This window comes from Nonomuraea sp. NPDC049141 (assembly GCF_040648415.1).
Lineage (GTDB): Bacteria > Actinomycetota > Actinomycetes > Streptosporangiales > Streptosporangiaceae > Nonomuraea.
In genome coordinates, this window is sequence record NZ_JBEZDR010000011.1 from 401825 (window position 1) to 426260 (window position 24436).

General features: G+C 70.1%; 26 protein-coding genes and 2 pseudogenes. 17 read left to right on the plus strand and 11 right to left on the minus strand.

The window, feature by feature from the left end; all coding sequences use genetic code 11:
* Nucleotides 1-3 precede the first annotated feature (3 nt).
* The 5 genes from AB0B91_RS33100 to AB0B91_RS33120 form a co-directional block, all read right to left on the minus strand.
* A complete protein-coding gene (locus AB0B91_RS33100; RefSeq protein ID WP_358327802.1) occupies nucleotides 4-2667 on the minus strand; it encodes a caspase family protein in 2664 nt (887 codons plus the stop codon).
* Nucleotides 2668-2748: 81 nt separating this feature from the next.
* Complete coding sequence (locus tag AB0B91_RS33105) at nucleotides 2749-2874, minus strand: FCD domain-containing protein (RefSeq protein WP_358327804.1); 126 nt, start codon at nucleotides 2872-2874, stop codon at nucleotides 2749-2751.
* Between the two features lie 28 nt (nucleotides 2875-2902).
* Complete coding sequence (locus AB0B91_RS33110; protein WP_358327806.1) at nucleotides 2903-3055, minus strand: nitroreductase/quinone reductase family protein; 153 nt, start codon at nucleotides 3053-3055, stop codon at nucleotides 2903-2905.
* A 142-nt stretch (nucleotides 3056-3197) separates the two neighbouring features.
* The gene (locus tag AB0B91_RS33115) at nucleotides 3198-3431 is read right to left on the minus strand and encodes a hypothetical protein (protein WP_358327808.1); all 234 of its coding nucleotides are present in this window, start codon (nucleotides 3429-3431) and stop codon (nucleotides 3198-3200) included.
* Nucleotides 3386-3838 (minus strand): NAD(P)H-dependent oxidoreductase, encoded by a 453-nt coding sequence (locus tag AB0B91_RS33120; RefSeq protein WP_358327810.1) that lies wholly within the window; start codon nucleotides 3836-3838, stop codon nucleotides 3386-3388. The genes AB0B91_RS33115 and AB0B91_RS33120 overlap by 46 nt, the downstream gene beginning before the upstream one ends.
* A gap of 128 nt (nucleotides 3839-3966) precedes the next feature.
* On the opposite strand from AB0B91_RS33120, the gene AB0B91_RS33125 reads away from it, so the two are divergent.
* The 3 genes from AB0B91_RS33125 to npdG are packed head-to-tail and all read left to right on the plus strand — an operon-like array spanning nucleotide 3967 to nucleotide 7945.
* Nucleotides 3967-6555 (plus strand): bifunctional FO biosynthesis protein CofGH, encoded by a 2589-nt coding sequence (locus AB0B91_RS33125; protein WP_358327812.1) that lies wholly within the window; start codon nucleotides 3967-3969, stop codon nucleotides 6553-6555.
* 6 nt (nucleotides 6556-6561) lie between these two features.
* Nucleotides 6562-7260 (plus strand): 2-phospho-L-lactate guanylyltransferase, encoded by a 699-nt coding sequence (locus AB0B91_RS33130; RefSeq protein WP_358327814.1) that lies wholly within the window; start codon nucleotides 6562-6564, stop codon nucleotides 7258-7260.
* A gap of 31 nt (nucleotides 7261-7291) precedes the next feature.
* Nucleotides 7292-7945, plus strand: a complete 654-nt coding sequence (npdG, locus tag AB0B91_RS33135) for an NADPH-dependent F420 reductase (RefSeq protein WP_358327816.1) — start codon at nucleotides 7292-7294, stop codon at nucleotides 7943-7945.
* Between the two features lie 114 nt (nucleotides 7946-8059).
* Here npdG and AB0B91_RS33140 read toward each other — a convergent pair whose 3' ends face one another.
* Complete coding sequence (locus AB0B91_RS33140; protein WP_358327818.1) at nucleotides 8060-8479, minus strand: PPOX class F420-dependent oxidoreductase; 420 nt, start codon at nucleotides 8477-8479, stop codon at nucleotides 8060-8062.
* 97 nt (nucleotides 8480-8576) lie between these two features.
* Here AB0B91_RS33140 and AB0B91_RS33145 point away from each other — a divergent pair, with 97 nt between their 5' ends.
* The 7 genes and pseudogenes from AB0B91_RS33145 to AB0B91_RS33175 all read left to right on the plus strand — a co-directional run bounded on the left by AB0B91_RS33145 (nucleotide 8577) and on the right by AB0B91_RS33175 (nucleotide 13886).
* Nucleotides 8577-9092 carry a MarR family transcriptional regulator gene (locus AB0B91_RS33145; RefSeq protein WP_358327820.1) on the plus strand — a complete coding sequence of 172 codons (516 nt, stop codon included), beginning with the start codon at nucleotides 8577-8579 and terminating at the stop codon, nucleotides 9090-9092.
* 185 nt (nucleotides 9093-9277) lie between these two features.
* Nucleotides 9278-9443: pseudogene (locus AB0B91_RS33150) on the plus strand (thiamine pyrophosphate-binding protein); the annotation flags it as partial.
* A gap of 150 nt (nucleotides 9444-9593) precedes the next feature.
* Nucleotides 9594-11099: an MFS transporter gene (locus tag AB0B91_RS33155; protein ID WP_358327822.1), complete on the plus strand. Its 1506-nt coding sequence runs from the start codon at nucleotides 9594-9596 to the stop codon at nucleotides 11097-11099.
* Entirely contained in the window at nucleotides 11096-11233 is a 138-nt protein-coding gene (locus AB0B91_RS33160; RefSeq protein ID WP_358327824.1) for a hypothetical protein, read from the plus strand. The genes AB0B91_RS33155 and AB0B91_RS33160 overlap by 4 nt, the downstream gene beginning before the upstream one ends.
* 130 nt (nucleotides 11234-11363) lie before the next feature.
* The gene (locus AB0B91_RS33165; protein ID WP_358327826.1) at nucleotides 11364-12023 is read left to right on the plus strand and encodes a hypothetical protein; all 660 of its coding nucleotides are present in this window, start codon (nucleotides 11364-11366) and stop codon (nucleotides 12021-12023) included.
* Nucleotides 12024-12182: 159 nt separating this feature from the next.
* Nucleotides 12183-13607 carry an ankyrin repeat domain-containing protein gene (locus AB0B91_RS33170; RefSeq protein ID WP_358327828.1) on the plus strand — a complete coding sequence of 475 codons (1425 nt, stop codon included), beginning with the start codon at nucleotides 12183-12185 and terminating at the stop codon, nucleotides 13605-13607.
* A 114-nt stretch (nucleotides 13608-13721) separates the two neighbouring features.
* Nucleotides 13722-13886 carry a VOC family protein gene (locus tag AB0B91_RS33175; protein WP_358327907.1) on the plus strand — a complete coding sequence of 55 codons (165 nt, stop codon included), beginning with the start codon at nucleotides 13722-13724 and terminating at the stop codon, nucleotides 13884-13886.
* 44 nt (nucleotides 13887-13930) lie between these two features.
* On the opposite strand, the gene AB0B91_RS33180 is transcribed toward AB0B91_RS33175, so the two are convergent.
* The 3 genes and pseudogenes from AB0B91_RS33180 to AB0B91_RS33190 all read right to left on the minus strand — a co-directional run bounded on the left by AB0B91_RS33180 (nucleotide 13931) and on the right by AB0B91_RS33190 (nucleotide 15577).
* Nucleotides 13931-14374: a carboxylesterase family protein gene (locus AB0B91_RS33180; RefSeq protein ID WP_358327909.1), complete on the minus strand. Its 444-nt coding sequence runs from the start codon at nucleotides 14372-14374 to the stop codon at nucleotides 13931-13933.
* 3 nt (nucleotides 14375-14377) lie between these two features.
* Nucleotides 14378-14653: pseudogene (locus AB0B91_RS33185) on the minus strand (carboxylesterase family protein); the annotation flags it as partial.
* Nucleotides 14654-14707: 54 nt separating this feature from the next.
* Nucleotides 14708-15577, minus strand: a complete 870-nt coding sequence (locus AB0B91_RS33190; RefSeq protein WP_358327830.1) for an alpha/beta hydrolase — start codon at nucleotides 15575-15577, stop codon at nucleotides 14708-14710.
* A gap of 77 nt (nucleotides 15578-15654) precedes the next feature.
* Here AB0B91_RS33190 and AB0B91_RS33195 point away from each other — a divergent pair, with 77 nt between their 5' ends.
* The 3 genes from AB0B91_RS33195 to AB0B91_RS33205 all read left to right on the plus strand — a co-directional run bounded on the left by AB0B91_RS33195 (nucleotide 15655) and on the right by AB0B91_RS33205 (nucleotide 17797).
* The gene (locus AB0B91_RS33195; protein WP_358327831.1) at nucleotides 15655-16485 is read left to right on the plus strand and encodes a helix-turn-helix domain-containing protein; all 831 of its coding nucleotides are present in this window, start codon (nucleotides 15655-15657) and stop codon (nucleotides 16483-16485) included.
* Between the two features lie 197 nt (nucleotides 16486-16682).
* A complete protein-coding gene (wrbA, locus tag AB0B91_RS33200) occupies nucleotides 16683-17291 on the plus strand; it encodes an NAD(P)H:quinone oxidoreductase (protein ID WP_358327833.1) in 609 nt (202 codons plus the stop codon).
* Nucleotides 17292-17368: 77 nt separating this feature from the next.
* Nucleotides 17369-17797, plus strand: coding sequence for a nuclear transport factor 2 family protein (locus tag AB0B91_RS33205; protein ID WP_358327835.1), 429 nt, complete (start codon nucleotides 17369-17371; stop codon nucleotides 17795-17797).
* Nucleotides 17798-17916: 119 nt separating this feature from the next.
* Here AB0B91_RS33205 and AB0B91_RS33210 read toward each other — a convergent pair whose 3' ends face one another.
* Nucleotides 17917-18573: a CBS domain-containing protein gene (locus tag AB0B91_RS33210; RefSeq protein WP_358327837.1), complete on the minus strand. Its 657-nt coding sequence runs from the start codon at nucleotides 18571-18573 to the stop codon at nucleotides 17917-17919.
* A 229-nt stretch (nucleotides 18574-18802) separates the two neighbouring features.
* Between AB0B91_RS33210 and AB0B91_RS33215 the strand changes: the two genes are divergently transcribed.
* The 3 genes from AB0B91_RS33215 (at nucleotide 18803) to AB0B91_RS33225 (ending at nucleotide 23023) form a co-directional block, all read left to right on the plus strand.
* Entirely contained in the window at nucleotides 18803-19696 is an 894-nt protein-coding gene (locus tag AB0B91_RS33215; RefSeq protein WP_358327839.1) for an ABC transporter ATP-binding protein, read from the plus strand.
* Nucleotides 19693-21282 (plus strand): ABC transporter permease, encoded by a 1590-nt coding sequence (locus tag AB0B91_RS33220; protein ID WP_358327841.1) that lies wholly within the window; start codon nucleotides 19693-19695, stop codon nucleotides 21280-21282. Before AB0B91_RS33215 ends, AB0B91_RS33220 begins: the two co-directional genes overlap by 4 nt.
* Nucleotides 21283-21919: 637 nt before the next feature.
* A complete protein-coding gene (locus tag AB0B91_RS33225) occupies nucleotides 21920-23023 on the plus strand; it encodes a transposase (RefSeq protein ID WP_358327843.1) in 1104 nt (367 codons plus the stop codon).
* 265 nt (nucleotides 23024-23288) lie between these two features.
* Here the strand turns inward: AB0B91_RS33225 and AB0B91_RS33230 are convergent, their stop codons facing one another.
* Nucleotides 23289-23741 carry a helix-turn-helix domain-containing protein gene (locus AB0B91_RS33230; protein WP_358327845.1) on the minus strand — a complete coding sequence of 151 codons (453 nt, stop codon included), beginning with the start codon at nucleotides 23739-23741 and terminating at the stop codon, nucleotides 23289-23291.
* 90 nt (nucleotides 23742-23831) lie between these two features.
* Between AB0B91_RS33230 and AB0B91_RS33235 the strand changes: the two genes are divergently transcribed.
* Nucleotides 23832-24425 (plus strand): dihydrofolate reductase family protein, encoded by a 594-nt coding sequence (locus AB0B91_RS33235; protein WP_358327847.1) that lies wholly within the window; start codon nucleotides 23832-23834, stop codon nucleotides 24423-24425.
* The last annotated feature ends 11 nt before the right edge of the window (nucleotides 24426-24436 follow it).

Sequence of the window (24436 nt, forward strand, 5' to 3'; positions counted from 1 at the left end):
CGCTCAGCTGCTGGAGCTGGTCGGGGTGGGCAAAACGGCCATGGTGGCGAGGGAGCGACGGGTCGCGACATCCCAGAGGCGCGCCGTACCGTCGAAGGAGCCGCTGACCAAGGACCTGCCGTCCGGGCTGAAGGCCAGGGCGGCGATCTGACCGTTGTGTCCGGTCAGTGTGCCGATCGGGCGCGTGGTGGCGACATCCGTCAGCACGATCGTCGTGTCGAAGCTGCCGGTGGCCAGCGTCGTGCCGTCCGGGCTGAACGCCAGCGGGCCGACCCCGTCGGTGTGTCCGGGCTTGAGGTCCTTGCTGGTACGGGTCGTCAGGTCCCAGAGCTGGATGGTGTACGCGACGCCGCTGGAGCCGGCCAGGGTCTTCCCGTCCGAGCTGATGGCCATGTAGTGGATGCCGTCCTGGGCGCCGGTGAGGGTGCTCCTGGCATGGCCGTTCGCCGGGTTCCACAGGCCGATGGTCCTGTCCTCACTGGCGCTGGCCAGGGTCTTGCCGTCGGGTGTGAAGGCCAGCGCCGACACCTCACCCGTGTGACCGGTGATCACGGTTCGGGTACGGTCGCCTGCCACGTCCCAGAGGCGGATGGTCTGATCGATGCCGCCGCTGGCGAGGGTCTTGCCGTCCGGGCTGAAGGCGAGGGCTCGGACGACACTGGCACGACTGCCGTTGACCAGCGGGCCCTCGGTGTGACCGGTGAGATCGGTGATCGATTCGCCGGTGCGGGCGTCCCAGAGGTGGATCGAGTTGTCGCCGCGGCTCGCGGCGATCTTCTTGCCGTCCGGGCTGAAGGTCAGGCCGTAGAGGCCATTGGTGTTGCCGGAGGAGGTGAGCGTGGACAGGGCGGCTCCGGTTGACGCGTCGCGTAGCCAGACCTCGCTTCTGAGGTAGCTCGCCATCGCGACGGTCTTGCCATCCGGGCTGAACGCCACCGACGTCATCGGCGCCTCGCCCCTGCTGCTGCCGCTGTCGCTGTCGTGTTTTGATCCGTTCATGATCACGGTGGTGATGGCCGCCGCTGCCACAGCCATTGCCAGCCCCGCCAGGAGGGCGATCCGGGTCCGTAACCGCCAGCGCCGCCATGTCACGCCGATCGAACCTGTGATGGCAGGTGACTTCGGAGTGTCGGGCTGCTGAGCTGGGCTGGTCGCTTGAGGCGGGGTAGAAGGCTGGACCGGTGTGGCAGAGGCGGGCTGGGACTCGGTGACAGGCTCGGCCGTGGGTTTGGGCTTAACGGCAGGTTCGGGCTTAACGGCAGGTTCGGGCTCGGCGGGGAGGGTGGGTTGAGCGGTGGTTTCCAGTCCGGCGAAAGCTTGGGCAGCGGCGGCGGAGACCATGCGGCTGTCGTCGTCGGCCAGTTCCCGCAGGGCGATCCGCGCGGCCAGGGCGAGCCCCGCATGTGGGCCGCGCAGCAGGCGTTCCAGATCCCCGACAATGGCGGCGCGCACTGTGGGAAGCGGATGATGGAGCGTTTCGCGCAGCTCGGCGGGCAGTTCGCTGGGCCGCTCGACCGGGCGGGCGCGCCGGGCGACGATCAGATCGCCTTGTACCTCGAACGTCCACTTGCCCGGCGTCTGCTTGGGGGTGATCGTTCGCACCCGTTCGTAGACGAAGTCGTACAGTTCGTTGATGCCCACGTACCCGTCCTGATTGAGGTCGGCCTCGCCGGTCTCCAACCCTTCGACGAGCACACCGGTGAACACGGACGGAGTGGGCTGCTGGTCATCGGCCAGGTCAATGCCGTCGAAGGCGTATTCCAGCGCGTTGGACGCGGTGATGACGATGCGACCGCGGCCGCCGAACTGGTCCTCGACGTGCGTACTGAACCCGGCCCGCGGCATCGCGCCGCGCGCGAAGGCACCCGCGTAACAGCAGTCGAGCAGCAGGACGATGCGGCGGCAGCGGCTGCGGCTCATCGCCTGGTTGACGAAGCCGGCCGAGATCGCCGTCGCGGCGAGCAGGTTGAGCTTGGTGCTGGAGGTCGCGAAGTACAGCTGCCCACTGTCGTCCTTAACACCGTGCCCGGAAAAGTGCAGCAGGAGCAGGTCATCGGGGGCGCGGTCGGCGAAGAAGCCCTCGATCGCCTCGGTGACGACGGGTGTGGGCTCGTTGACCAGCGTACGTACCTCGAAATCGCCGATCGCCGGATCGCCCAGCACCCGGGTCAGCGCGTCGGCGTCCATGGCGGGCGCGCGCAGCTTGCGCAGCCCCGAGTCGCGGTAGTCGTCGCAGGCCACGATCAGCGCCACCCGCCGGCCGCCGCGGGGCGTGGCCTCGGTGAGCTCCTGCGGCGAACGGCGGCGGGCCAGCCACGCATCGATCAGCCGGCGCTGATCCGGCGAGGCCACGCCCGTCACCTCGAGCAGGTCGCCGTCGAGGCTCATCTTCACCGAACGATCCCGGTGCCGCGTCAGCCAGGCGGTCACCGCGTCCACGAGGGCGCCGAGCAACTCGGTGCCCGCCAGCGCGACCGTCAGGCCGCCGATGGCGAAGGACAGGATCGCCTTGCTGCCTTCCGGCGTCGCGCCCGCCTGGGAGAGGCCGACCACGACATCCAGGTCGAGCAGTTCGGCGCGGAGCGTGGCGGTCAGCTCATCCAGCTCCTGCGGCTCCGCCGAATCGTCGACCACCCATAGATTGAGCTGGTTCGTCCCACCCGCCATGGCAGCTCCCAAGGGAAGGATCCGGGCTGCGTCGAGTGGAGCCTAACCGGGATTCATCTCGATGGCGTCACCTCCCGCGCTCTAGGGGCCCTGCCGGTCGCGCAGAGAGCCGTACACCGAGTCCAGGATCGGATTCGCCGCGACTTTCACCAGCACCGTGTGGAACGCGCGATCGGCCTCGAGGAAGTCGTCGAGGTCGACGGTCACGTCGGCTGGTGCCCGCCGGATACGGCGTTCACGCGGTGCTCTGACCGGATCGGGGAACCAGGCGGACGATCGGCAGTTCCCGGTCGGTCTTCACCTGATATTGGGCGAAGCGGGGCGCGGCGCCCACGATCTGCTGCCAGGCGTCCGCGCGCTCGACCCCGTGCAGCTGCTCGGCGACCACGGCTATCTTCAGTCCGCTCTTGGCACCGATGGTCGTCAGGACCAGGGCATTGAAACCCAGGAATGTACCGCCCCCCTTGCGGCGGATCCGCCTTGAGCGCCGCGCGTTCCCGCACGTGTGTTGAAGCTCATGTCGCTTCCTCCTATGCCTGGGCGGCGGCCATCGCGGCTCGGGCCCGGATGACGCCGGGGATCAGCTCTCCTTCGGTGCGGGCCTGGTTCAGCACGGAGGACCACCAGGCCAGGTCGTCGAGCGTGATCTGCAGGCTGATGTCCGTCGCGGCGCTGACCGGCTCGTCCTGGTCGTCGAAGGCCGCCTGCACGTACGGGATCACCACGGTGTTGCGCAGCGGAACGGCCTCGGCCTCGACGAACATGTGCGCCAGATGCTCGATCGCGCGGATCCCTCCCCCGACGCACCGCTGTAGCCGACGGCCGCCACCGGCTTGTTGCGGAACCCGAACGACATCCACACGCTGTCGATGGCGTTCTTCAGCCCGCCGGGAACGCTGTGGTTGTACTCCGGGGTGATGACGACGAAGGCGTCGGCCTGCTTCACCTTCTGGTTCCAGGCCCGCACGATCGGCTCGGAGTACGTCGGGTCGCTCAGGTCGCCGATCGTCCCCATGTGCTCGGCGAAGATCGGCAGCGGCCAGTCCCGCAGATCGGCGAGCTCGACCTCGAAGCCGCCGTGCGCACGGACCCGCGACAGGACCCAGGGCAGGACACGGTCCGCCGCCCGGGTGGGGCGCGTGCTTCCGACGATGACAAGAAGTTTCGGCATGTGGTGCTCTCTCGTGAGCGCTATTGTTATCGACGCATACTGTACATGTCATTAACTATATTCGCACAGGGGAGATTCATGAGCTTGTCCACCGACAACGGCATGCGGACCGAGCAGGAGGGGTGGCTGTGAGCCCGGGTGTCGTGCCCGGCGAGTCGGCCGTCCGCCGGGCGCTGCGTCGAGCCAGGGACGGCGTCACCCTCGACAGGACCGAGGCCGAGACGCTGCTGCACGCCCGCGGTGACCAGCTGGAGCAGTTGCTGGCCGCCGCGTCCCGGGTGCGCGACGCCGGGCTCATCGAGGCGGGCCGGCCAGGGGTGATCACCTATTCCCGCAGCGTGTTCGTGCCGCTGACCAAGCTCTGCCGGGACCGCTGCCATTACTGCACGTTCGCCACGGTCCCTGGGCGGACGCCGGCGGCGTTCCTCAGCGAGGACGAGGTGCTCGACATCGTCCGGCGGGGCGCCGAGCTGGGCTGCAAGGAGGTCCTGTTCACGCTCGGCGACCGGCCGGAGGACAGATGGACCGCGGCCCGCGAGTGGCTCGAAGAGGCCGGTTACCCGGACACGCTCTCCTACGTGCGGGCGATGTCGATCAAGGTGCTGGAGGAGACCGGGGTACTGCCGCACCTGAACCCAGGTGTGCTGACCTGGACCGACTTCCAGCGGCTCAAGCCGGTGTCGGCGTCGATGGGCATGATGCTGGAGACGACCGCGACCCGGCTGTGGTCGGAGAAGGGCGGCCCGCACTACGGCTCGCCCGACAAGGAGCCGGCCGTCCGGCTGCGCGTGCTCGAGGACGCCGGGCGCAGCTCGGTGCCGTTCACCACCGGGATCCTGATCGGCATCGGCGAGACCCTCGCCGAGCGGGTCGACTCCCTGTTCGCGATCCGCGACGTGGCCCGGCGGTACGGCGGCATCCAGGAAGTCATCGTGCAGAACTTCCGCGCCAAGCCCGACACCGCGATGGCCGGCCTGGCCGACGCCACGCTCGACGAGCTCGCCGCGACGGTCGCGGTCGCCCGCCTGGTGCTGGGCCCGAAGATGCGCATCCAGGCGCCACCGAACCTGATCGCCGGCGAGTTCGAGCTGCTGCTGCGGGCGGGGATCGACGACTGGGGCGGGGTGTCGCCGCTGACGCCCGACCACGTGAACCCCGAGCGGCCGTGGCCGCAGGAGGAGACGCTGGCCGAGCACACCGCGCGGGCGGGATTCTCGCTCGCGGAGCGGCTGCCGATCTACCCGGAGTACGTGCTTCGCGGGGAGCCGTGGCTGGATCCACGGGTCGCCGCGCACGTCGCCGCGCTCGCCGACCCGGCAACAGGTCTGGCCGCGCCGGACGTCCGGCCGGTCGGGCTGCCGTGGCAGGAGCCGGAGGTCGCGCTGATCTCGTCCGGGCGGACCGACCTGAACGCGTCGATCGACACCGAAGGCCGCACGTCGGATCGGCGAGACGACTTCGACTCCGTGTACGGGGACTGGGAGACCCTGCGGAACCAGGTGGCGGCGATGCCGTCCGCGAGGTCGTCCGGCCCGGCAGGCGGGATTCGCCGGGAGTTCTCCGCCGCGCTGCTGCGTGCCGAGTCCGACCCGAGTGGCCTGTCCGACGAGGACAGCCTCATGCTGCTGTCGGCCGGCGAGGGCCCCGAGATCTCGGCGCTCGCCGCGCTGGCCGACGACGTCCGCAGGAGCTCCGTCGGCGACGAGGTGACCTATGTGGTCACGCGGAACATCAACTTCACCAACGTCTGCTACACCGGCTGCCGGTTCTGCGCGTTCGCGCAGCGGCGCACGGACAGCGACGCGTACACGCTGTCGCTGGAGCAGGTCGGGCAGCGGGCGGAGCAGGCGTGGTCGGTCGGCGCGACCGAGGTGTGCATGCAGGGCGGCATCCACCCCGACCTGCCCGGAACGGCGTATTTCGACCTCGCCGCCGAGGTGAAGAAGCGCGCGCCGGGGCTGCACGTGCACGCCTTCTCCCCCATGGAGGTGGTGAACGGCGCATCGCGCACCAACCTCTCCATTCGCGACTGGCTGACCGCGGCGAAGGAGGCCGGGGTGGACTCCCTGCCCGGCACCGCGGCCGAGATCCTCGACGACGACGTCCGCTGGATCCTGACCAAGGGCAAGCTTCCGACGGCGTCCTGGATCGAGGTCGTGACCACGGCCCACGAGCTGGGCCTCCCGACGACGTCGACGATGATGTACGGCCACGTCGACAACCCGGCGCACTGGGTGGCCCACATCAAGCTGATCAGGGACCTCCAGGCGCGAACGGGTGGGTTCACCGAGTTCGTGCTGCTGCCCTTCGTCCACACGAACGCGCCGCTCTACCTGGCCGGCATCGCCCGCCCAGGCCCCACGCACGTGGAGAACCGGGCCGTGCACGCCCTGGCCCGGCTGCTGCTGCACGGCCGGATCCCGAACATCCAGACGAGTTGGGTGAAACTGGGCCCGGCAGGGGTGCTCGACGTGCTCCGCGGCGGCGTGAACGACCTGGGCGGCACGCTGATGGAGGAGACCATCAGCCGCATGGCGGGCTCGGAGAACGGCAGCTACAAGACGATCGCCGACCTCACGGCCCTGGCGCACGCCGCCGGCCGCCCGGCCCGCCAGCGAACGACCACGTACGGCGAGGTCTCCGCGGAACGCCTGGCGGCGGGCCGCGAGCACGACGGCGTTTGGCGGCCGAACCTGCTACCGCTGGTCAGGGGGTGACTTCGGGTGGGGTATGAAGTGGACCTGGTCGTCCCGATCAAGAGACTGGACCGGGCGAAGTCGCGGCTGCGCGGCGCCGTGCCGGCGTCCGAGCACGCCGATCTCGTGCTGGCGCTGCTGCTGGACACCGTGACAGCGGCCGCGCAGGCCGGCGGGGTGCGGCGGGTCCTCGTGGTCTGCGAGGACGAGCGGATCCCGGCGGCACTGGCCGGCACCGGCGTGGAGTGCGTCGACGAACGCGGCCTTCCCGGCCTGAACGCGGCCCTGGCGTTCGGCGCGGAGTACCTGGGCGCACCGAACGGCACGGTGAGCGCGGAGCACCTGCGCACGCCAAACAGCAAGGTCGGCGCGCAGCATCTACGCGCGCCGAACAGCACGGTCGGCGCGCTGCAGGCCGATCTGCCCGCGCTACGCCCGGCGGACCTGTCCGCGGCGATCGAGGAGGCCGCCGGGCGGCGGGCGTACTGTGCGGACCGGCCGGGCACCGGGACCACGCTGCTGCTGGCCGCACCCGGGGAGCCGCTCCGCCCGCGCTTCGGCCGGCGCTCCGCCGACGCGCACGTCGCCACCGGCGCCGTGCGGGTCGGCGGATCGCTGGCGTCACTGCGCTGCGACGTGGACACCGAGTCCGATCTCGCCGTCGCGGCCGGAATCGGACTCGGCAAGTTCACCCTCGCCCGTACGACCGCCGCATCCGGCGGATGAGCGAATGACCGATTAACCACAGGAGGAAACGTTGATCGACGTGACAGGTGTGACCGTGGGCGTGCTCGGCGGCACCGGCCCACAGGGAAAGGGCCTCGCACTGCGCTGGGCCGCGGCCGGCATCAAGGTGATCATCGGCTCGCGAAGTGCCGAGCGCGCCGAGGCGGCCGCCGCCGAACTGGGTGACGGCGTGACCGGCATGGACAACCAGGACACGGCCGCCATGGCGGACGTGGTGCTCGTAGCGGTGCCATGGGAGGGCCACGGTGAGCTGCTGGCCTCGCTGCGGGACCAGCTCGCCGGCAAGATCGTCATCGACTGCGTGAACCCGCTCGGCTTCGACAAGCAGGGCCCGTTCGCGCTCCCCGTCGAGGAGGGGAGCGCCGCTCAGCAGGCCGAGAAGCTGCTGCCGGAGTCCCGGGTGACGGCCGCGTTCCACCACGTGTCGGCGGTGCACCTCGCCGACCTGTCGATCCCCGAACTGCGCACCGACGTGCTCGTGCTGGGCGACGATCGCGAGGCCACCGACCTGGTGCGCGCGCTGGCCGACGCGGTGCCGGGCATGCGGGGCGTGTACGGCGGGCGGCTGCGCAACGCCCACCAGGTGGAGGCGCTGACCGCCAACCTGATCGCGATCAACCGCCGCCACAAGGCACACGCGGGAATCCGCATCACCGACGTGTGATGATCCCGCCGCCACCGTCTCACCGAGCGTCGGTTCACGAGCGCCGTGCCGCTCGGCGAGACGGTGGCGAACGTCGGCTTTTTACGATGGGTGGCCCGCACCGGAGTTGTCCGGCTACGCGCCCGGGGCTTGATGCACGGTGCGCTGGACGTGGACCTCGCTGTCATGGGTGAACGGCAGCCCCTCCAGGTTGAAGCTCCACGACACGGCGGGGGTGATCCGCATGTAGGACGCGGGCCCGAACTGGCCAGGGCGTTCGACGAGTTCGGCGTCGCCGTAGATCCGCAGGTAGCGCGGCGTCCACGGATCCGCCGACGGCAGGTCGTCGATGACGAGCGCGACCTTGGTGTTCCCGTCCCGCACGTTGCGGAATTTCCGCGTCTTGTCTGGATCGAAGCCGCCCACGTACAGGTACGTGCCGTCGAACTCGAACCCCACCGGCACCACGTCCGGCTGATCGTCGGCCGAGACGGTGGCGAGCCGGACCAGTCGCTGGGATCGCAGGTAGGCGAGCTCTTCTTCGTTGAAAGACACCTGGGGCCTCCTCATGTGATGATCCGCGCACGGCGGCGAAAGTTAACACCACAGACTGTATGCTCCATTAACTATATGCGTACTGTACCGTAGTGCCGTGGATGAGACGGCGCAAGCGATGGTGGCCACGGCGGTGGTCGCCGAGCAGGGGTGCGTAATCACGGATGGCGCGCACGACGCGCAGATGGACGTCGTCACCGGGCTGGTGCAGCTCACCGGGCTGGTACAGGGCATCTACACACGCATCTCCGAACGCCACGATCTGACCCCCGTCCAGGCCAAGCTCCTGTGCGTCCTGCTCGGCGGCCCCAGAGGCATGGCCGAACTCGCCCGCTGCTTCGGCGTGGAGAAGGCCGCGCTCACCGGCCTCATGAACCGTGCCGAACGGCGCGGCCTCGCCCAGCGATCATCGGTACCCGGCGACCGGCGCGCGGTGCGGGTGACGCTGACCGACGCCGGCCGCCAGGCGGCGATCGCCTTCCACACCGAGGTGAGCACGGAACTGGGCCGTCTCACCTCGCAGCTCACACCCCACGACCGCGAACTGTTCCGCAGCACCACGGCCGAGATCATCACCAGGTGCAGGACATCGTCCCTCTCGGACACGTGCTGACTGTCGTTCCGCCGCTCTCCACGATCGCCCTCGACCTGCGCGCTGGCGCTCGGTACATAGCGGTGGAGGGGAGCGAAAGCCTCGCAAGCCGTACTCCCGTGGGCTGTCCGTCATCGAGCGCGAGTCGACCTCGTGCTGCCCGACTCGCCGGATGTCGAAGCCCTCGCTCTCGCTCAGGAGTACATCTGGCTCGCGTGACCGCGGCCGACGCAGTGCTGCGCAGGGAAAGCGTCACCCACGCGTTCGGCGTTCCGGCCGTTCTACGCGGCCTTGCGGCGTGACGGCGAGATCGCCCACACTCCGGCCCGCCACGTCGAGGGCGCGTCCCACATGGCCGAGGGCTATGACCGCGCTTGTCTCCCTGCTCGACTGACATGACCGGCCCGAGTGCTTGGGAGGCGAGCAAGGCGGGATTCCACCCCGGTTTGAGACTTTTCGTCGGCCGTCCTGTGGCAGAAGGCCAGAAGTCTCCGGGACTTGTTCAACGACAGGCTTGACGTCATGAGTGTTCATGACAACAACGAAGCGACCGCCATCGCGGGCGGGTCCGACCTCGCGGAACGGCGCGCCGCGTCCGGCAAGCGGACGGCGGTGACGGCGTCGTGGCGGGAGTTGCTGGGCCCGGAGCATGCCGGCGCGGCGATCGTGCCGGCCGTCGGGGTGCTGGTCGGCGCGGTCAACATCTATCTGGCCTCCAGCCTGCTGCCGACCGTGGTGGCCGACATCGGCGGCAGCGGCTTCTACGCGTGGAACATGACGATCTACCTGGTCGCCATGGTGATCGCGACGATGCTGGTCAGTCAGCTCTCGGGCCGCTGGGGCAACGTGGGTGCCTACCTGCTCGGCTTCGGCGCGTTCCTGGTGGGCTCGCTGGCCTGCGCGGTGAGTCCGGTGATGCCGCTGCTGCTGGCCGGCCGCGCCGTCCAGGGGTTGGGGGCGGGGCTGCTGTCCGGGTTAGGCTTCGCCGCCGTTCGGTCGGCTCTGCCGGAGCGGCTGTGGGCGCGCGGCAATGCGCTGATGTCGGCGATGTACGGCGTCGGCAACTTCGTCGGTCCGGCGCTTGGCGGCCTGTTCGCTCAGTTCGGCGCGTGGCGGCCGGCGTTCGTGGCGATGGCGGTGATCGCGGCGGTGTGCGGCCTGTTCGTCCCGCGGGTGCTGCCGCGTGGCGAACGCGGCGATGCACGGGCACCCGTCCCGCTTGTGTCGCTGCTACTGGTCACCGCGGCCACGGCGGCGGTCAGTCTGGCGGGGGTGCTGCCCGGCGCCATGGCCATCGCGTCCGGCATCGTGGTGGCGCTGCTGCTGGTGGCCGGATTCGTCGTCCATGAGCGGCGGAGCGAGGTGCGAGTCTTCCCGCGTACGACCTACCAGCCGGGTTCGCCGTTGAAATGGGTGTATCTGACACTGGCGCTGCTGGCCTTCGGCGTGGCGGTGGAGTCGTTCGTGCCGCTGTTCGGTCAGCGGTTGGGCGGGCTGGCCCCGGTCGTGGCCGGGTTCTTCGGGGCGGCGATCTCGCTGGGGTGGTCGTCGACCCAGTTGGTCAGCTCGTCGGCGGTCAAGGAGCGGACGATTCGCCGGTTGCGGATCATCGGGCCGCTGCTGCTGGCGCTCGGCTTCCTCGTTCAGGGGCTGCTGCAGCGCCAGGACGCGCCGGTCTGGCTGGTGGTCGTCTGGGTGCCGGTGTTGTTCGTCGCGGGTGCCGGCATCGGGCTGGCCTATCCGCACCTGGCCGTCGCGGTGATGTCCAGCACCCAGGATCCGGAGGAGGGACGGCGGGCGGCCGCCGCGATCGCCACGGTGACGAGCTTGTCGATCGCGTTCGGTACGGCGGTCGCCGGCGTCCTGGTCAACCTAGGCGGCCGCTCGATGCTCGACTCGGCCCGCTACACGCTGTTCGGATTCGCGATCATCTGCGCGGTCGGCGCCTTCACCGCGCGAGCGGCGAGCCGTAGCCGTTCTGTATCAGCGCGCACCGTGACCGTGTTCGATGCGAAGGAGATGTCATGACGGACACCTTGTCGTTCCCGATGGCCCGTGCGGCGGGATGCCCGTTCGATCCGCCGCCGGAGCTGAGCCGCCGCAGCGAGCAGGCGCCGGTTTCGCGGCAATTGGCCGCGATCCGCGCATCGTCGTGCTGCTGAACGAGAGCCCGGCCCCGCGAACGCACGATGATGTTCGTGAGGCCGAGCAGATCTGCCCGGTCTTGGCGATCACTCTGACCCGGTCGTGACCATCCTGCGCAAGCACTCCCAGCCCCCATACTGTGACAGGGTGAGCGCGCCTGCCGATCAACTGTCCGCCGCCCTGGCGCCGTTCGTGGCGAGGCTGGATGCGTACGATCTTGGGCCCGGCTCGGCCGGCGTTCATCGCGGGCTTCCCTCCTCCACGGTGTCGATCACGATCCCCGAGGAGGACTCGCTCGAGATCGCGTGGGTCGGGCGGCCCGGCTCGCGCAGACGGCTCCGGGCTGTTGTGGCCGGGCTCCATCTGAACGCGGCTGAGCTGCGGCAAGAAGGGTGTACGCGCGGCGTGTGGTTGACGCTCAGCCCGATGGGTGCCGGCGCGCTGCTGGGAGTCCCGGCGTCGGCGCTGGCCGGGCACATCGCCGACCTCGCCGACGTCGTCCCGGCGATGGCGGACCTGCCCGAGCGTCTGACGGCCTGCCGGTCCTGGCCGCAACGTCGCGCCCTCGTCGAACACTCCCTGCTCACCGGCCTGGCCCGGCACCGCGAACCGGCCAATCACGACAAACTGCGGACCACGCTCGCGGCCCCGTCCGGGACCACCCGAGTGCAGGAGGCCGCTCAGCTGCTCGGCCGGGATTCGCCGATCAGGCGCACCTCACCCGGGAGTGGCGGGCCATGGCCGGGTGTACGCCCACCGAGTGGCTGCGCGCCGAATGCCTGGCCGTGCGGGGTTAGAACCCTTTGAAAGCAGGCGGCGATTGGGTTACCCTCAGGTTCGCGTTTTGGGGCGCGACCGGTCCGCGGGAAGGGCTCAGCCCACTCGATCCTCAGTACGTTTCTTGCGTCATTCCTCCTTTTCGGCCCGAAGATGCGGACGTCGGGCATATCCGAAAGGGAGGTCTTCGTGACCAACCGTCTGCCCGAAAACCCCAGTCTCGACCACCTGAAGAACGAGGCCAAGCAACTGCTGCGCGGCGTACGTACGGGCGAGATCCGCGCGCTCGCGACGGCGGGCGGGTGGTATCCAGGAGAGCTGTCCGAACTGCGGTTGGCCGGCGCCCAACTGGTGGTGGCCCGCAAGTACGGCTTCACGAGCTGGCCGCAGCTGCGCGCGCACTTGGCGATGGTGGGCGAGTTCGCGCGCCGGCCACACGAGGTGGGCCCGTCGGCCGACTCCGCGACTGAGTTCTTGCGGCTGGCCTGCCTGACCTACCACGCACCCGCGAGCACCGAGGCCGCGGCGCGGCTGCTGGCCGCCCATCCGCAGACAGGCGACGCGTCGGTGTGGACGATGGCGGCGGTCGGCGACGCCGCCGGGGTGGCACGCGCGGTGGCGGCCGATCCCGCGTCGGCCCGGGCACACGGCGGCCCGTTCGGCTGGGAGCCGCTGCTGTACCTGACCTATTCACGGGTGACGCAGGCCGACGCCGTGGGGACGGCGCTGGTCCTGCTGACGGCGGGCGCCGATCCGAACGCCGGCTACCTGCCTGAAGGGCTGGCGCCGCCGTTCACCGCGTTGGCCGGGGCGCTGGGCGGAGGAGAGCTGGGGCAACCGCCGCACCCGCGGGACCTGGAGCTGGCCCGGGTGCTGCTGAGGGCGGGGGCGGACGCCAACGACGGCAAGGCCCTGTACAACCGCGGACTCCTGGGTGATGACACCGGCTATCTGGAGTCGCTGCTCGAGTTCGGGCTCGGCCGCGGGGACGGCGGGCCTTGGCGGGCCAGGCTGGGCCAGGTGCAGGACTCTCCGGCCCGCATGCTGAAGAACACGCTGCTGACCGCCGCGTCGCGTGGCCGGGCAAGCCGGATACGGTGCCTGCTCGCGCACGGCGCGCCCGCCGACGCCAAGGGCGACGGGCACCCGTCCTTCGGCGGGCACACGGCCCTGGAGCTGGCATTGCTGGGCGGGCATACGGAGGTCGCGCGGATCCTGGCCGACGCGGGAGCCTCCGGCACGCTACGTGGGCTGGATGTCGTGGAAGCGGCTGTCATGCGAGGGGATCGCGGGGAGCTCGAACGCCTGATGAGCGGCGACCGCACACTGGTCCGGCGCCTGCTGACAAAACGGCGGGACCTGCTCATCAAGGCCGCGGAGTACGGCCGGGTGCCTGCTGTACGGCTGGCCTGCGCGCTGGGCTTCGACGTGAACGCACGCCTTCCGTCGGCGGCGTTGCACAAGGCGGCGCGGGCAGGTCACCTGCCGATGGTACGAGCGCTGTTGGAGCTGGGAGCTGACCGGTCACTACGCGATCACGATTACGATGCCACGCCGCTGGAGTGGGCCCAGTCCGCCGGCCAGGCGGAGGTGGCGGAGCTCTTGAGTCAGTAGCGACCGGCTGGCTGACTCTGCCGGGCGCGGGTCGTTCCCAGATGTTCAAGACCCCGTCGGCGCCCGTCACCGTGGGGGTGGCTCTCACCGAGTGATCTCGGCGGCTCCGCGGTCCTGCTCGAGATCGAGGTGGACGACCCGGACGCGGTCGGCGAACGCATGATCGCCCACGGCGCCGAGGTGGTCGTGCCGATCGAGAACCGGCCCTACGGCAAGCGCTCGGGCCGCATCCGTGACCCCTTCGGCCACCTGTGGATCATCACCGGCGAGCTTCGCTGAGCCTGCGGTTCCGTTCACACGACCTGGTCGCGGCGAGCGTACCGTTACCGGATGCGGTCCCAGCAGGTGCGCTCGGCCGCCGCCGGGTCGTCGACGACGGTGATGTGATCGGAGATCAGGCCGGTGGCGCGGCGGCTGGTGTCGTAGGCCGGCCATCCCGGGTCGCCGCGGGTGATGAAGTCCACCCACACCTTGTGCGCCTGGTCGGAGACGGCCTGCGACGGCGCGGCGCCCAGGCGCGGCCGGACGTCATCGCGGCCGATGGTGCCGAACACGTACGGCACTTCCGCGCCATGGCACGCGCCCAGCCGGTTGTTCTCCTCGGGATCGGGGTGGTCGAACCGGTAGGTCCAGGTGTTCGCCGTCCCCTGACGAGCGCGGGCTTCGGCGACCCGGATCGACGGGACGGCGTAGAACCAGTCGGTGACGACGGCGGCCAGCAGGTCGCCCGGACCGGCTCCCGGCCGGTTGGCGCGGTAGGCGGCCAGCGACTAGCCATCGGCGGCCAGCCGGTAGTTGATGGTCACGCATACGACGCCGTCACGCGCGAACGCGCTGCCGTCGTACTCGCCGACCGACCCGGATCCGTTGGTGAACGAGCCGCCGTGAATCCAGACCAGCACCGGCAACCCGGTCGTGTCCGGGTCGGGTGTCCAGACGTTGAGGTTCAGGCAGTCCTCGCCGGGGATCACCACTTCTGGGAAGAGCGGGGCGTACTGGGGCGGGTAGTCGCCCTTGGGCGCCGTCGGGCCGTAGCTGGTGGCTCCTGTGCGATGTTCGCTGGACCTGTTTTGGGAGGGGTACGTACTGCCGGCCCGACGTCATCCGCCGTCCGCCGGGTGTCCCGCCGACCTGGTGGCGTGGATCGCGGCGAAGGCCAGGAGGAGTTCGGCGGTGCGCGGCGGATCCTCGAGTATGGGTGAGTGTCCGAGACCGGGCAGCAACTCGATGTTCGCGCCCGGCACGGTGCGGTAGTCGGCGGCGGATGAGGATCGCCATCTGCGGTCGTCCTCGCCGAAGATCACCAGTAGCGGCTTGCCGAGGGTCGTCAGCCGATCCGGGAGCGCCTGCTCCTGAAGGTAGCCGACGGTGGCCTGCATCGTCGCGGTGAGCGAGTGGAAGGTCATGGCGCGCACCTCGTCCAGGAGCTCCTGCGGGATCTGGTAGCCCGCGCGGCTGAAACCGGTGCTCGCGAACTGGCGGAGCTGCTCGTCGGTCGGCGGCCACTGCGCGGGGTCGATCGCGGCGGCCGCCGAGGGGATGAAGGCGCCCAGGCTGGGTCCGGTGTTGATGAGCGCGAGCGCGGTCACGAGGTCGGATCGCTGTTCGGCGAGGGCGGTGGCGACCACTCCGCCGCTGGAATGGCCGACGACCGTCGCGTGCTCGACGCCGAGCCGGTCCAGGGCCACGCCGACCCGGTGTCCCTGGTCCGGGGTCGCGTAGCTACGGTCGGCCGGTTTGGCCGACCGGCCGTGCCCGAGCAGGTCGATCCGGATGACGCGATGGGATCTGGTCAGCAGCGGAACCAGCGCGTCCCACGAGCGGGCCGAGGACGCGGACCCGTGGATGAGCAGCAGTGCGGGGGCGTCGCGGGGGCCGTCCTGGCACACGAAGATGTCGCCGTCGTCCAGGGACAGGGTCGTACCCTCGGTGGCGTCTTTCACGTGCGGTCCGCTGTCAGAAATGGTCATGAGCCCACTGTCGCCGCCGGTGCGCGGTGGTGGATTGGACAAATGTTCCCCTCGGTCGGCTGGCGTAGCATGGGGCGGTGCGAACGTTCGTGCACGGTGGGGCTGTGTGGGATGTCGCGCGCCCGCAGCGGCCCAGCCGGGTGGCCGGTGTCACCATGGCCGGGTTCCGCGTCCGTGACCTGGACGCGCTTCGGATGGTCCCGCATCCGGCCGTGACACTGCTGCTGGAGTTCGGCACCGGTTCGCCCGTCGTCGACTATGCCGCCGGGCGGCAGCAGCGGGGAAGTGTCGTCGCCGGGCCCGGGATCGGGGCCGGCGGCGCGGTCTGGGCGCGGGGGGAGAATGTCGAGTGCGTACAGGTGCGTCTGTCCCCGGTGATCGCACGCGCGGTGCTGGGCGCCTCCCCCGCCGACCTCGACGGTGCCGTGGTGGCCCTCGACGACCTGTGGGGCCGGGAGGCGGCACGGATCCGTGAGCGGCTGGGCAAGGTCTCGTCGTGGCAGGACCGCTTCGCGTTGACGGACGCGCTCCTCGCCCGCCGGTACGAGGCGGGGCCGCCGGTAGACCCGGAGGTGGCTTGGGCCTGGGACCGGATCGTCGGCGACCGCGGCCTGGTCCGGGTCGACGGACTCGCGGGCGAGGTCGGATGGAGCCGTAAGCGGCTGTGGTCCCGGTTCCGGTCGCAGCTCGGCCTGCCGCCCAAGCGCGCCGTGAAGCTGGTCCGCTTCGACCATGCCGCCCACCGCCTGGTCGCGGGTGAAGGCGTGGCCAGGGTCGCGGCCGACGGCGGCTACACCGACCAGTCCCACCTGCATCGGGACGTCGTGGCGTTCACCGGAGTGACCCCCGCGAACGTGGCCGGCGAGCCGTTTCTGGCAGTTGACGACATCGCATGGGCCGGTCACTGAACACCCTGTCAAGGATCTGCACCTGATCGCCGCGCCTGACCTTCCGAGGTCCTGACGCGACGGCGAGGGGCACGGTGGCGGCGGTTCCCTGTCGCGTTTGCCGGGGAGCGCGCGGTACCCGGTCGGCGCGTCGCCTCACATTTCGCACGGCTGTGTCGTCGTACCGACGAACCGCACGCGAAAGAAGGAAACCGATCATGGAACCCGTGAAGGTCGCGATCATTTACTACAGTGCGACAGGCACCGTGCATGCCTTGGCGGAAGCCCTCGCCGAGGGCGCGGAGAAGGCCGGCGCCGACGTCCGACTGCGCAAGGTCGCCGAAACGGCCCCGCCGGAAGCGGTCAACGCCAGGGCGGAGTGGGCCGGGCACCTGCGGGACACCGCCGACATCGCCGAGGCCGGCCACGACGACCTGGAGTGGGCCGACGCGGTGCTGTTCGGCACTCCCACCCGGTTCGGCAACCCGGCCAACCAGCTCAGGGCGTTCATCGACACCACCGGTCCCCTGTGGTTCCAGGGCAAGCTCGCGGACAAGGTGTACTCGGCGTTCACCGCCTCCAACACCGCCCACGGCGGACAGGAATCCACCCTCCTGGCGCTGGGCAACACCTTCTACCACTGGGGCGGCATCATCGTGCCGCCCGGCTACACCAACCCCATCCAGTTCCAGTCAGGCAACCCCTACGGCACCTCCCACGTGGTCGGCGACGGCCCGCCCAGCGAGGTGATCTTGCAGGCGGCCCGTCACCAGGCCCGCCGCGTCGTCGACACCGCGGCCGCGCTCAAGGCCGGCCGCGCCGCCTGATCCAGCACGGAACACCGACCACGAGGGCCGTCGCCAGGTGAGCTGGTCGCGGTCAGATTTCTTGAACGGAGGATGCGATGACGACGAACGATGCCGAGGTCAGGGCGTTCTTGGAGAGCCGAGTCGCTGCCTGTCAGACAAAGGACATTGATCGACTCATGTCACATTATTCTGCCGACATCGTTTATTACGATGTCGTTCCCCCGCTCCAGTTCGCGGGATCCGATGAAGTCCGTGGCAACTTTGTGCGGTGGTTCGATGAATACGACGGCCCCATTGGCCTGGAAACGCACGACCTTACCGTTGTGACCAGCGCAGATGTCGCGTTCGCGCACATGCTTCATCTGGACCGCGGAACGCGGAAGAACGGGCTCCAGAGCGCGATATGGGTACGATCGACCGTTTGTTGCCGACGATCAAATGACCAGTGGTTGATCACGCACGAACATATCTCGGTGCCGATCAACCCTCAGAACCTCCAAGCCTGGTTTCCGCCGGGGATGTGAGCCGGTCTGATCGTTTTGGGGTGCCGCGCTGGTTGCGGCGCCCCAGGGCACGACCGCCGTCACCACGACGCTCGGTGACGGCCGCCTCGACCCCGGGCTGGACGGCTGGACCCCGGCGCCTACAAGAGCGGCGGGACGATGAGGAGGTCGTCTTTGTCGTAGGTGAGCTCCGAGACGACGTCGATCACGCCCTCCACCCGGCGGATCTCCTCCACCAGCCGAGCGGCCTGGGAACCGCGCGCCACCCGGCCGCTGATCGTCACCACTCCGCCGGAGACGCTGACGGACACCGGTGTCAGGTCACCGAGCACCGCTTTGACCTCGCTCTCCAACTGACCCGCGGACCGGGTGAAGACACGCAGCACGTCCGACTGGTGCAGGGTGCCGATGATGCGCCCGGAGACCGCGTCGATCACCGGCAGCTGCTTGATCCGCCTCTCGTGCATCAACCGCGCCGCGTCGCGTACCGGGGCTCCCGGGGTCACGGTGATCGCGGGCGTGCTCATGAGGGCGGTGGCGGTGACCGCGGCTGCCTTCTCGTGCTCCTCGCGCCGCTTGCGGCTCTCGAAGATCGAGACGCCGTGCCGTGCCGGGTTCACCTCCTTGAGCAGCAGATCGTCTTCGGAGACGACCCCCAGAGGCCGGCAATCGGCGTCGACCACGCTGACCGCTCCGACGGCGTATCGCCGCATCGTGCGTACGATCTCGGCGAACGACGCGTCCTCCAGAACCGCGATGGCGACGTTCCTCATGACGTCCCTGACCTTGATGGACATGGCGGTCTCCTCTCACCTCTCCCCCGCAACGATGCTCTTCGGGCGACATGAGCGGCATGGGGCGAACGTCCCTCGTCGCCGAGTCTTTGGTCCCGGTTCGGCAGAAACCCTCGGCTCGCGCCAGTTTGGTGGGTCTGGTGTGGAGGGGTCGGTGCTGTTACCGTCGATCCTGGAGCGCCGGGAAGCCTGGTCGGCAACGTCATATCGGACCGGCTTCAAGGAGGCGCCCATGCGGGGCGAACCTGCCATCCTCATCAGCGGGCTGACCAAGTCCTTCGGGCGCGTGCGCGCCCTGGACGGGCTCGACCTCACCGTGGACACGGGCGAGGTCCACGGCTTCCTCGGCCCGAACGGCGCGGGCAAGACCACCACCCTGCGCATCCTGCTCGGCCTGCTGCGGGCCGGCTCCGGCCACGCCGAACTCCTCGGTGGCAACCCATGGCGCGACGCGGTCGAGCTGCACCGGCGCCTGGCCTACGTACCCGGCGACGTCGTGCTCTGGCCGACGCTGTCCGGCGGCGAGGCCATCGACCTGCTCGGGCGCCTGCGCGGCGGGCTCGACCAGCGGCGCAAGAAGGCGCTGCTGGAGCTCTTCGACCTCGACCCGACCAAGAAGGGCCGCGCCTACTCCAAAGGCAACCGGCAGAAGGTGGCCCTCGTCGCGGCCCTGGCCTCCGATGTGGAACTACTGCTGCTGGACGAGCCGACCGCCGGGCTCGACCCGCTGATGGAGGCCGCCTTCCGCCAGTGCGTCACCGAGGAGCGCGGCAACGGCCGTACGGTGCTGCTGTCCAGCCACATCTTGTCCGAGGTCGAGGCCCTGTGCGACCGGGTCACCATCGTCCGCGACGGCCGAGCCGTCGAGAGCGGCACCCTGGCGCAGTTACGCCACCTGACCCGCAGCTCCATCACCGCCGAGCTCGACCGGATCCCCGACGGCCTGGCCGAGCTGGCGGGCGTGCACGAGCTGGCCGTCAGCGGCTCCCGCGTGCGCTTCGAGGTCGAGGCGGCCCGGCTCGGCGGCGCGCTGCGACTGCTCACCGACGCGGGCGTACGCAGCCTCACCTGCCAACCGCCCACCCTGGAAGAGCTGTTCCTGCGGCACTATCAGAGCACGTCATGACGGGCACGTTCGCGCTGGTACGGCTGGCGTTGCGCCGTGACCGCCTGCTCCTGCCGGTCTGGATCGTGGTGATCACAGGTGCCATCGCGGCCACCGCCTCGGCGATCGGCGAGCTCTACCCCGGCATGGCACAACGTCACGCCCTGGGCGTCACCATCGGCTCGACCCCCGCGCTGCAGGCGCTCACCGGCCCGGTCTTCGACGCGACATCGGTGGGTGGTCTGACCGCCTGGCGTGCGACCACCCTCGCCACCAGCCTGGCCGCCTTGATGAGCATCATGGTGGTGACCAGGCACACCCGCACGGAGGAGGAAACCGGCCGCGCCGAGCTGATCGGGGCCTGCGCGGTCGGCCGCCACGCGATCCCGGCGGCCGCGGTGATCGTGGCAGGTGGCGCCAACCTCCTCCTCGCGCTCCTCCTCACCGTGGCGCTGACCGGCCAGGGACTTCCCGGCTCGGGCGCGCTCGGGTTCGGGCTCGCGGTGGGCGGGACCGGGTGGGTGTTCACCGGCATCGCCGTGGTGGCCGCGCAGGTGACCGAGCACGCCCGCACCGCCAACGGCCTGGCCGTCTCGGTGCTCGGCCTGGCCTACCTGCTGCGGGCTTCGGGTGACGCCGCCGGTGTCGAGGCGCTGGCGTGGCTGTCGCCGTTGGGCTGGGCTCAGCGGGTACGAGCTTTCGCCGGCGAACGCTGGTGGGTGGCCGGCCTGCTGGCGCTGGCCGGACTCATCCTGGTCAGGCTGGCCGCGCTACTGGCCAGGCGGCGAGATGTGGGCGCCGGACTGTTGCCGCCCCGGCTGGGCCCGTCGGACGCCGCGCCGAGCCTGGCCGGTGCGGCGGCGCTGGCGTGGCGGTTGCAGCGGGGCGGGCTGCTGGGCTGGATGATCGGGTTCGCGATCGCCGGAGCCATGTTCGGCTCGCTGGCCCAGAGCGTGGGCGACATCGTCAACGACAACCCTCAGCTCGCCGCGATCCTGCAGCGGCTCGGCGGCGCGGGGGCGCTGGTGGACACCTTCCTGGCCGCCGTGATGGGGCTGCTCGGCCTGGCCGTGGGCGGTTTCGCCGTACAGGCCACGCTGCGGTTGCAGGGCGAAGAGGCCGGCGCACGCGCCGAGCCCGTGCTGGCGGCGGCCGTGCCCCGCTGGCGGTGGACGCTCAGCCACCTGGTCATCGCTGTGGGCGGCACTCCGCTCGTCATCACGGCCGGCGGCCTGGCGGCCGGGCTGGCTCACGGCGTGCGAACGGGCGAGGTCGGCGAGCAGGTCCCCCGGCTGCTGGGCGCGGCCTGGGTCCAGGTGCCCGCGGCGTGGGTGCTGGCCGGGATCGCGATGCTGTTGTTCGGCCTACTGCCCCGGCTCACCGCCCTGGCCTGGGCGGCTCTGGTGGCCTTCGCCCTGCTCGGCCAGCTCGGCGAGCTGCTCCAGCTCGATGACTGGATCAGGAACCTGTCGCCCTTCGCCCACCTCCCCCAGGTGCCCGGCGGCGAGGTGAGCGCGGCGCCGCTGCTCTGGTTGACCGCCGTCGCGATGGCGCTCGTCCTGGCCGGTGTCGCCGCCTTCCAGCGGCGTGACCTGGCCGGTAACTGACTTGTCGGGAGATGTGCTGCCGTGTGCCGATGGCCGCTCTTCTGACGCTCGTGCTTGACTGTTCCGGCTCCCCGAGGACCGATGCGCGTGATCACCGTGCCGCCACGCAGTCGACCGCCCAGGCGCCCCTGGCCACCACATCCCCGGCACCGCCGTCACCAGCACCTGCGCTCTTCGCTGCCGAGACGGGACTGTGTCAGGTCTCGTCTCTGGGATCCACGCTGCCGTTGACTCGAAGCCCATGATCTTGTACGGCTGGCGGGCGGCTGCCGGGTGACGGGGCGCGTACCGAACAATGATTTCCGCGCCTTCGTCGGCGGGGAGCGGGGTGGCGGTCACCTGGAGGGTCTGGGCGAGCGGTCTGGATGGTGACGTCGGGGTTTTCCTGAATTGTGTGCGGAGACCTGGTCCTTTCAGGGTCGGGAGGAAGCGCCACCCCTCTTCAAAAACAGTATGGAAAGCCTTGGTCACACTCGGTAATGCGTGCGGTGGGTGAGGACGCTGTGACAGGAGGTACGCTTGATGGCAATCCGCCGCTCCGCCACCAAACGCCACGGCCTGCCCAGCGTCGTGCAACTGCGGCTCACACCCGCCCCGGCCCAAGCCAACGCGCTGGCCGCAGCCGTGCTGTTGTGTAATGAGGCGGCCACCGTCGTGTCCCGGCTGGCCTGGCAGTACCGTACGTTCACTGTGGTGGAGCTGCACCTGGCTGGCCTATTACGCGGTGCGGGCGCAGGTGGCCGGGCTGGGTGCGCAGGCGGCGGTGCGGGCGATCGCCCGGGTCGCCGGTGCCTACGCCAACCGGCGCGCCAGCAAGAAACGGGGTCACATCTTCCGGCCGCACGGCGCCGTCCCCTACGACGCCCGGCTGATCAGCTGGAATCGTGACGTCCGCACGGTGTGGCTGTGGACTCCCACCGGCCGCGTCACCGTCCCCTATGCGGGTCGGCCGGAAGACCTCAAAGCCATCGACACGCTGCCGCTCGGTGAGGCCGATCTGATCTGCCGGCGCGGGGTGTGGCTGCTCCAGGTCACCCTCACTCTCCCCAAGCCGACGGTGCGTGAGCCGGTCGGTGGCTTCGTCGGGGTGGATCAGGGCGTGGCGAATCTGGCGGTCACCTGCGACGGCGCGGTGCTGCCCGGCCCCGCCCTGGCCGGGCCGATCGGCGGCAACGGCCACGTCCGCACCCTGCGCGAGCGGCGCCGCCGCCTGCAGAAGAAGGGCACCCCGGCGGCTCGGCGGGTGCTGCGCCGCTTGTCCGGGCGTGAGCACCGGATGATGACCGACCTCAACCATCAGATCAGTACGTTTGTGGTGCGTGAAGCCGAACGCACCGGCCGTGGTGTCGCCCTGGAGGATCTGCAGGGTATCCGCGGCCGGGTCAGGGCTCACCGGCTCCAGCGACGCACCCTGCACACCTGGGCCTTCGCCCAGCAGACCGCCTTCACCCGCTACAAGGCCGCCCGCGCCGGAGTCGCCTTCCTCCTGGTCGACCCCGCGTATACCTCGCAGGCGTGTCCGGAGTGCGGAAACGTCAGCAGGGCGAATCGGCCGGCGCGGGGCCGGTTCGTCTGCACCCGGTGCGGCCTCGCTGGGCACGCCGACCACATCGCGGCCCGCAACATCGCCACACGCGGCGCAGCGGGCTGGGCTGCCATCAACCAGCCACACGCTACCGGCCTCCCCTCACCCAGACGGGACCGCGAGAGCAAACCACCAACTTCAACCGGCGGTAGTTGATGATGTTCTGGTACCAGTCGGCCTTCGGCCCGAATCCGGAGGCGGCCACGTAGCCGTGCTCTCCGTGTTGATGACCTCGCCGACAGCCTGGCGCCGCCGGCCGGAGACGCGGCCGATGTGGGCGAGCAGCACGATCCGGCGCCCCAGCAGCGGGCCCAGCCCTAGATTGGCCGGTACAGCCGGATGGGGAGCCGCCACAGCCTGCGGCACAGCCCGGTGGGCAAGCTGGGCTTTTTGATGATCTGCATGGTTCACGCCCTCTCGATCACGCGGCTGCGCCTGGGCCTGGTAGCGGGTCGATGTCGCTCGCGTGCATCGGCTCGCCGCAGTGGGCGCAGCGCAGGTCGACGTGGCTGATCTCGCCGCAGGCGTGATGGCGGTAGAGCACGGGCGGGCCGGCCTCGCCGGCGAGCCACTTGTCCCCCCAGCCGGTCATGACCATGAGCAGGTCGACGAGCTCGGCACCCTTCTCCGTCAGGCGGTACTCGTAGCGCGGCCGGTTGTCGTACGGATGGCGCTCAAGGACGCCCTGGTCGACGAGGTGGTTGAGCCGCTCGGTCAGCACCTTGCGCGAGATCCCGAGGTCGGCCTGGAGCTGGTCGAAGCGACTCAGGCCCACCCATACGTCACGCAGGATCAGCGGCGACCACGGCTCTCCGATCACGTCGAGGGTGCGCGCGATGGAGCAGGCCATGTCCCCGAACTTCGTGCGTTGCATGAGACCAGTCTACCCATTGGGGTTCCCTTACGGAACTTCCAGTGTTACGGTAACGGAGTCTCCTCAAGGAACTCCGAAAGGATCACGTGGATGAGCAAGGTCATCAGCGCCCACGCGGTGTCGGTCGACGGTTACCTCACCGGTCGCGACCCGGGCGCCGGGCGCGGGCTGGGCGACGGAACGATGCTGTTCGACTGGTACTTCGATGGCGACACGCCCAGTCAGGTGTTCGACGGGTTCCGGCTGAGCGAGCCCAGTGCCCGCGTCTTCGACGCCCTCGCCGGACGCGTGGGTGCGATCGTGGCGGGGCGCAACACCTATGAGGACTCCGACCACTTCGGAGGCGGCAGCCCACACCCGAAGGCCCGGCTGTTCGTGCTCAGCCATCGGGCGGCGCCGGAGATGACCGAGCGGCAGACCCTGGTCACCACCGGCATCGAGGACGCCGTCGCGGCGGCGCGCGAGGCCGCCGATGGCAAGGACGTCGGCCTCATGGGCGGCGGCGTCGCGACCGAGGCCCTGAAGGCGGGGCTGGTCGACGAGGTGATCCTCCACCAGGTGCCGATCCTGCTCGGTGGCGGCCGCCCCTTCTTCCAGACGCTGCCCGAGCACGTACGCCTGCTCCTGGTCGAAGCCGTCCCGGCACCGGGCGTCACCCATCTCCACTACGCGGTCCAGCGCTGACCCCCATCACC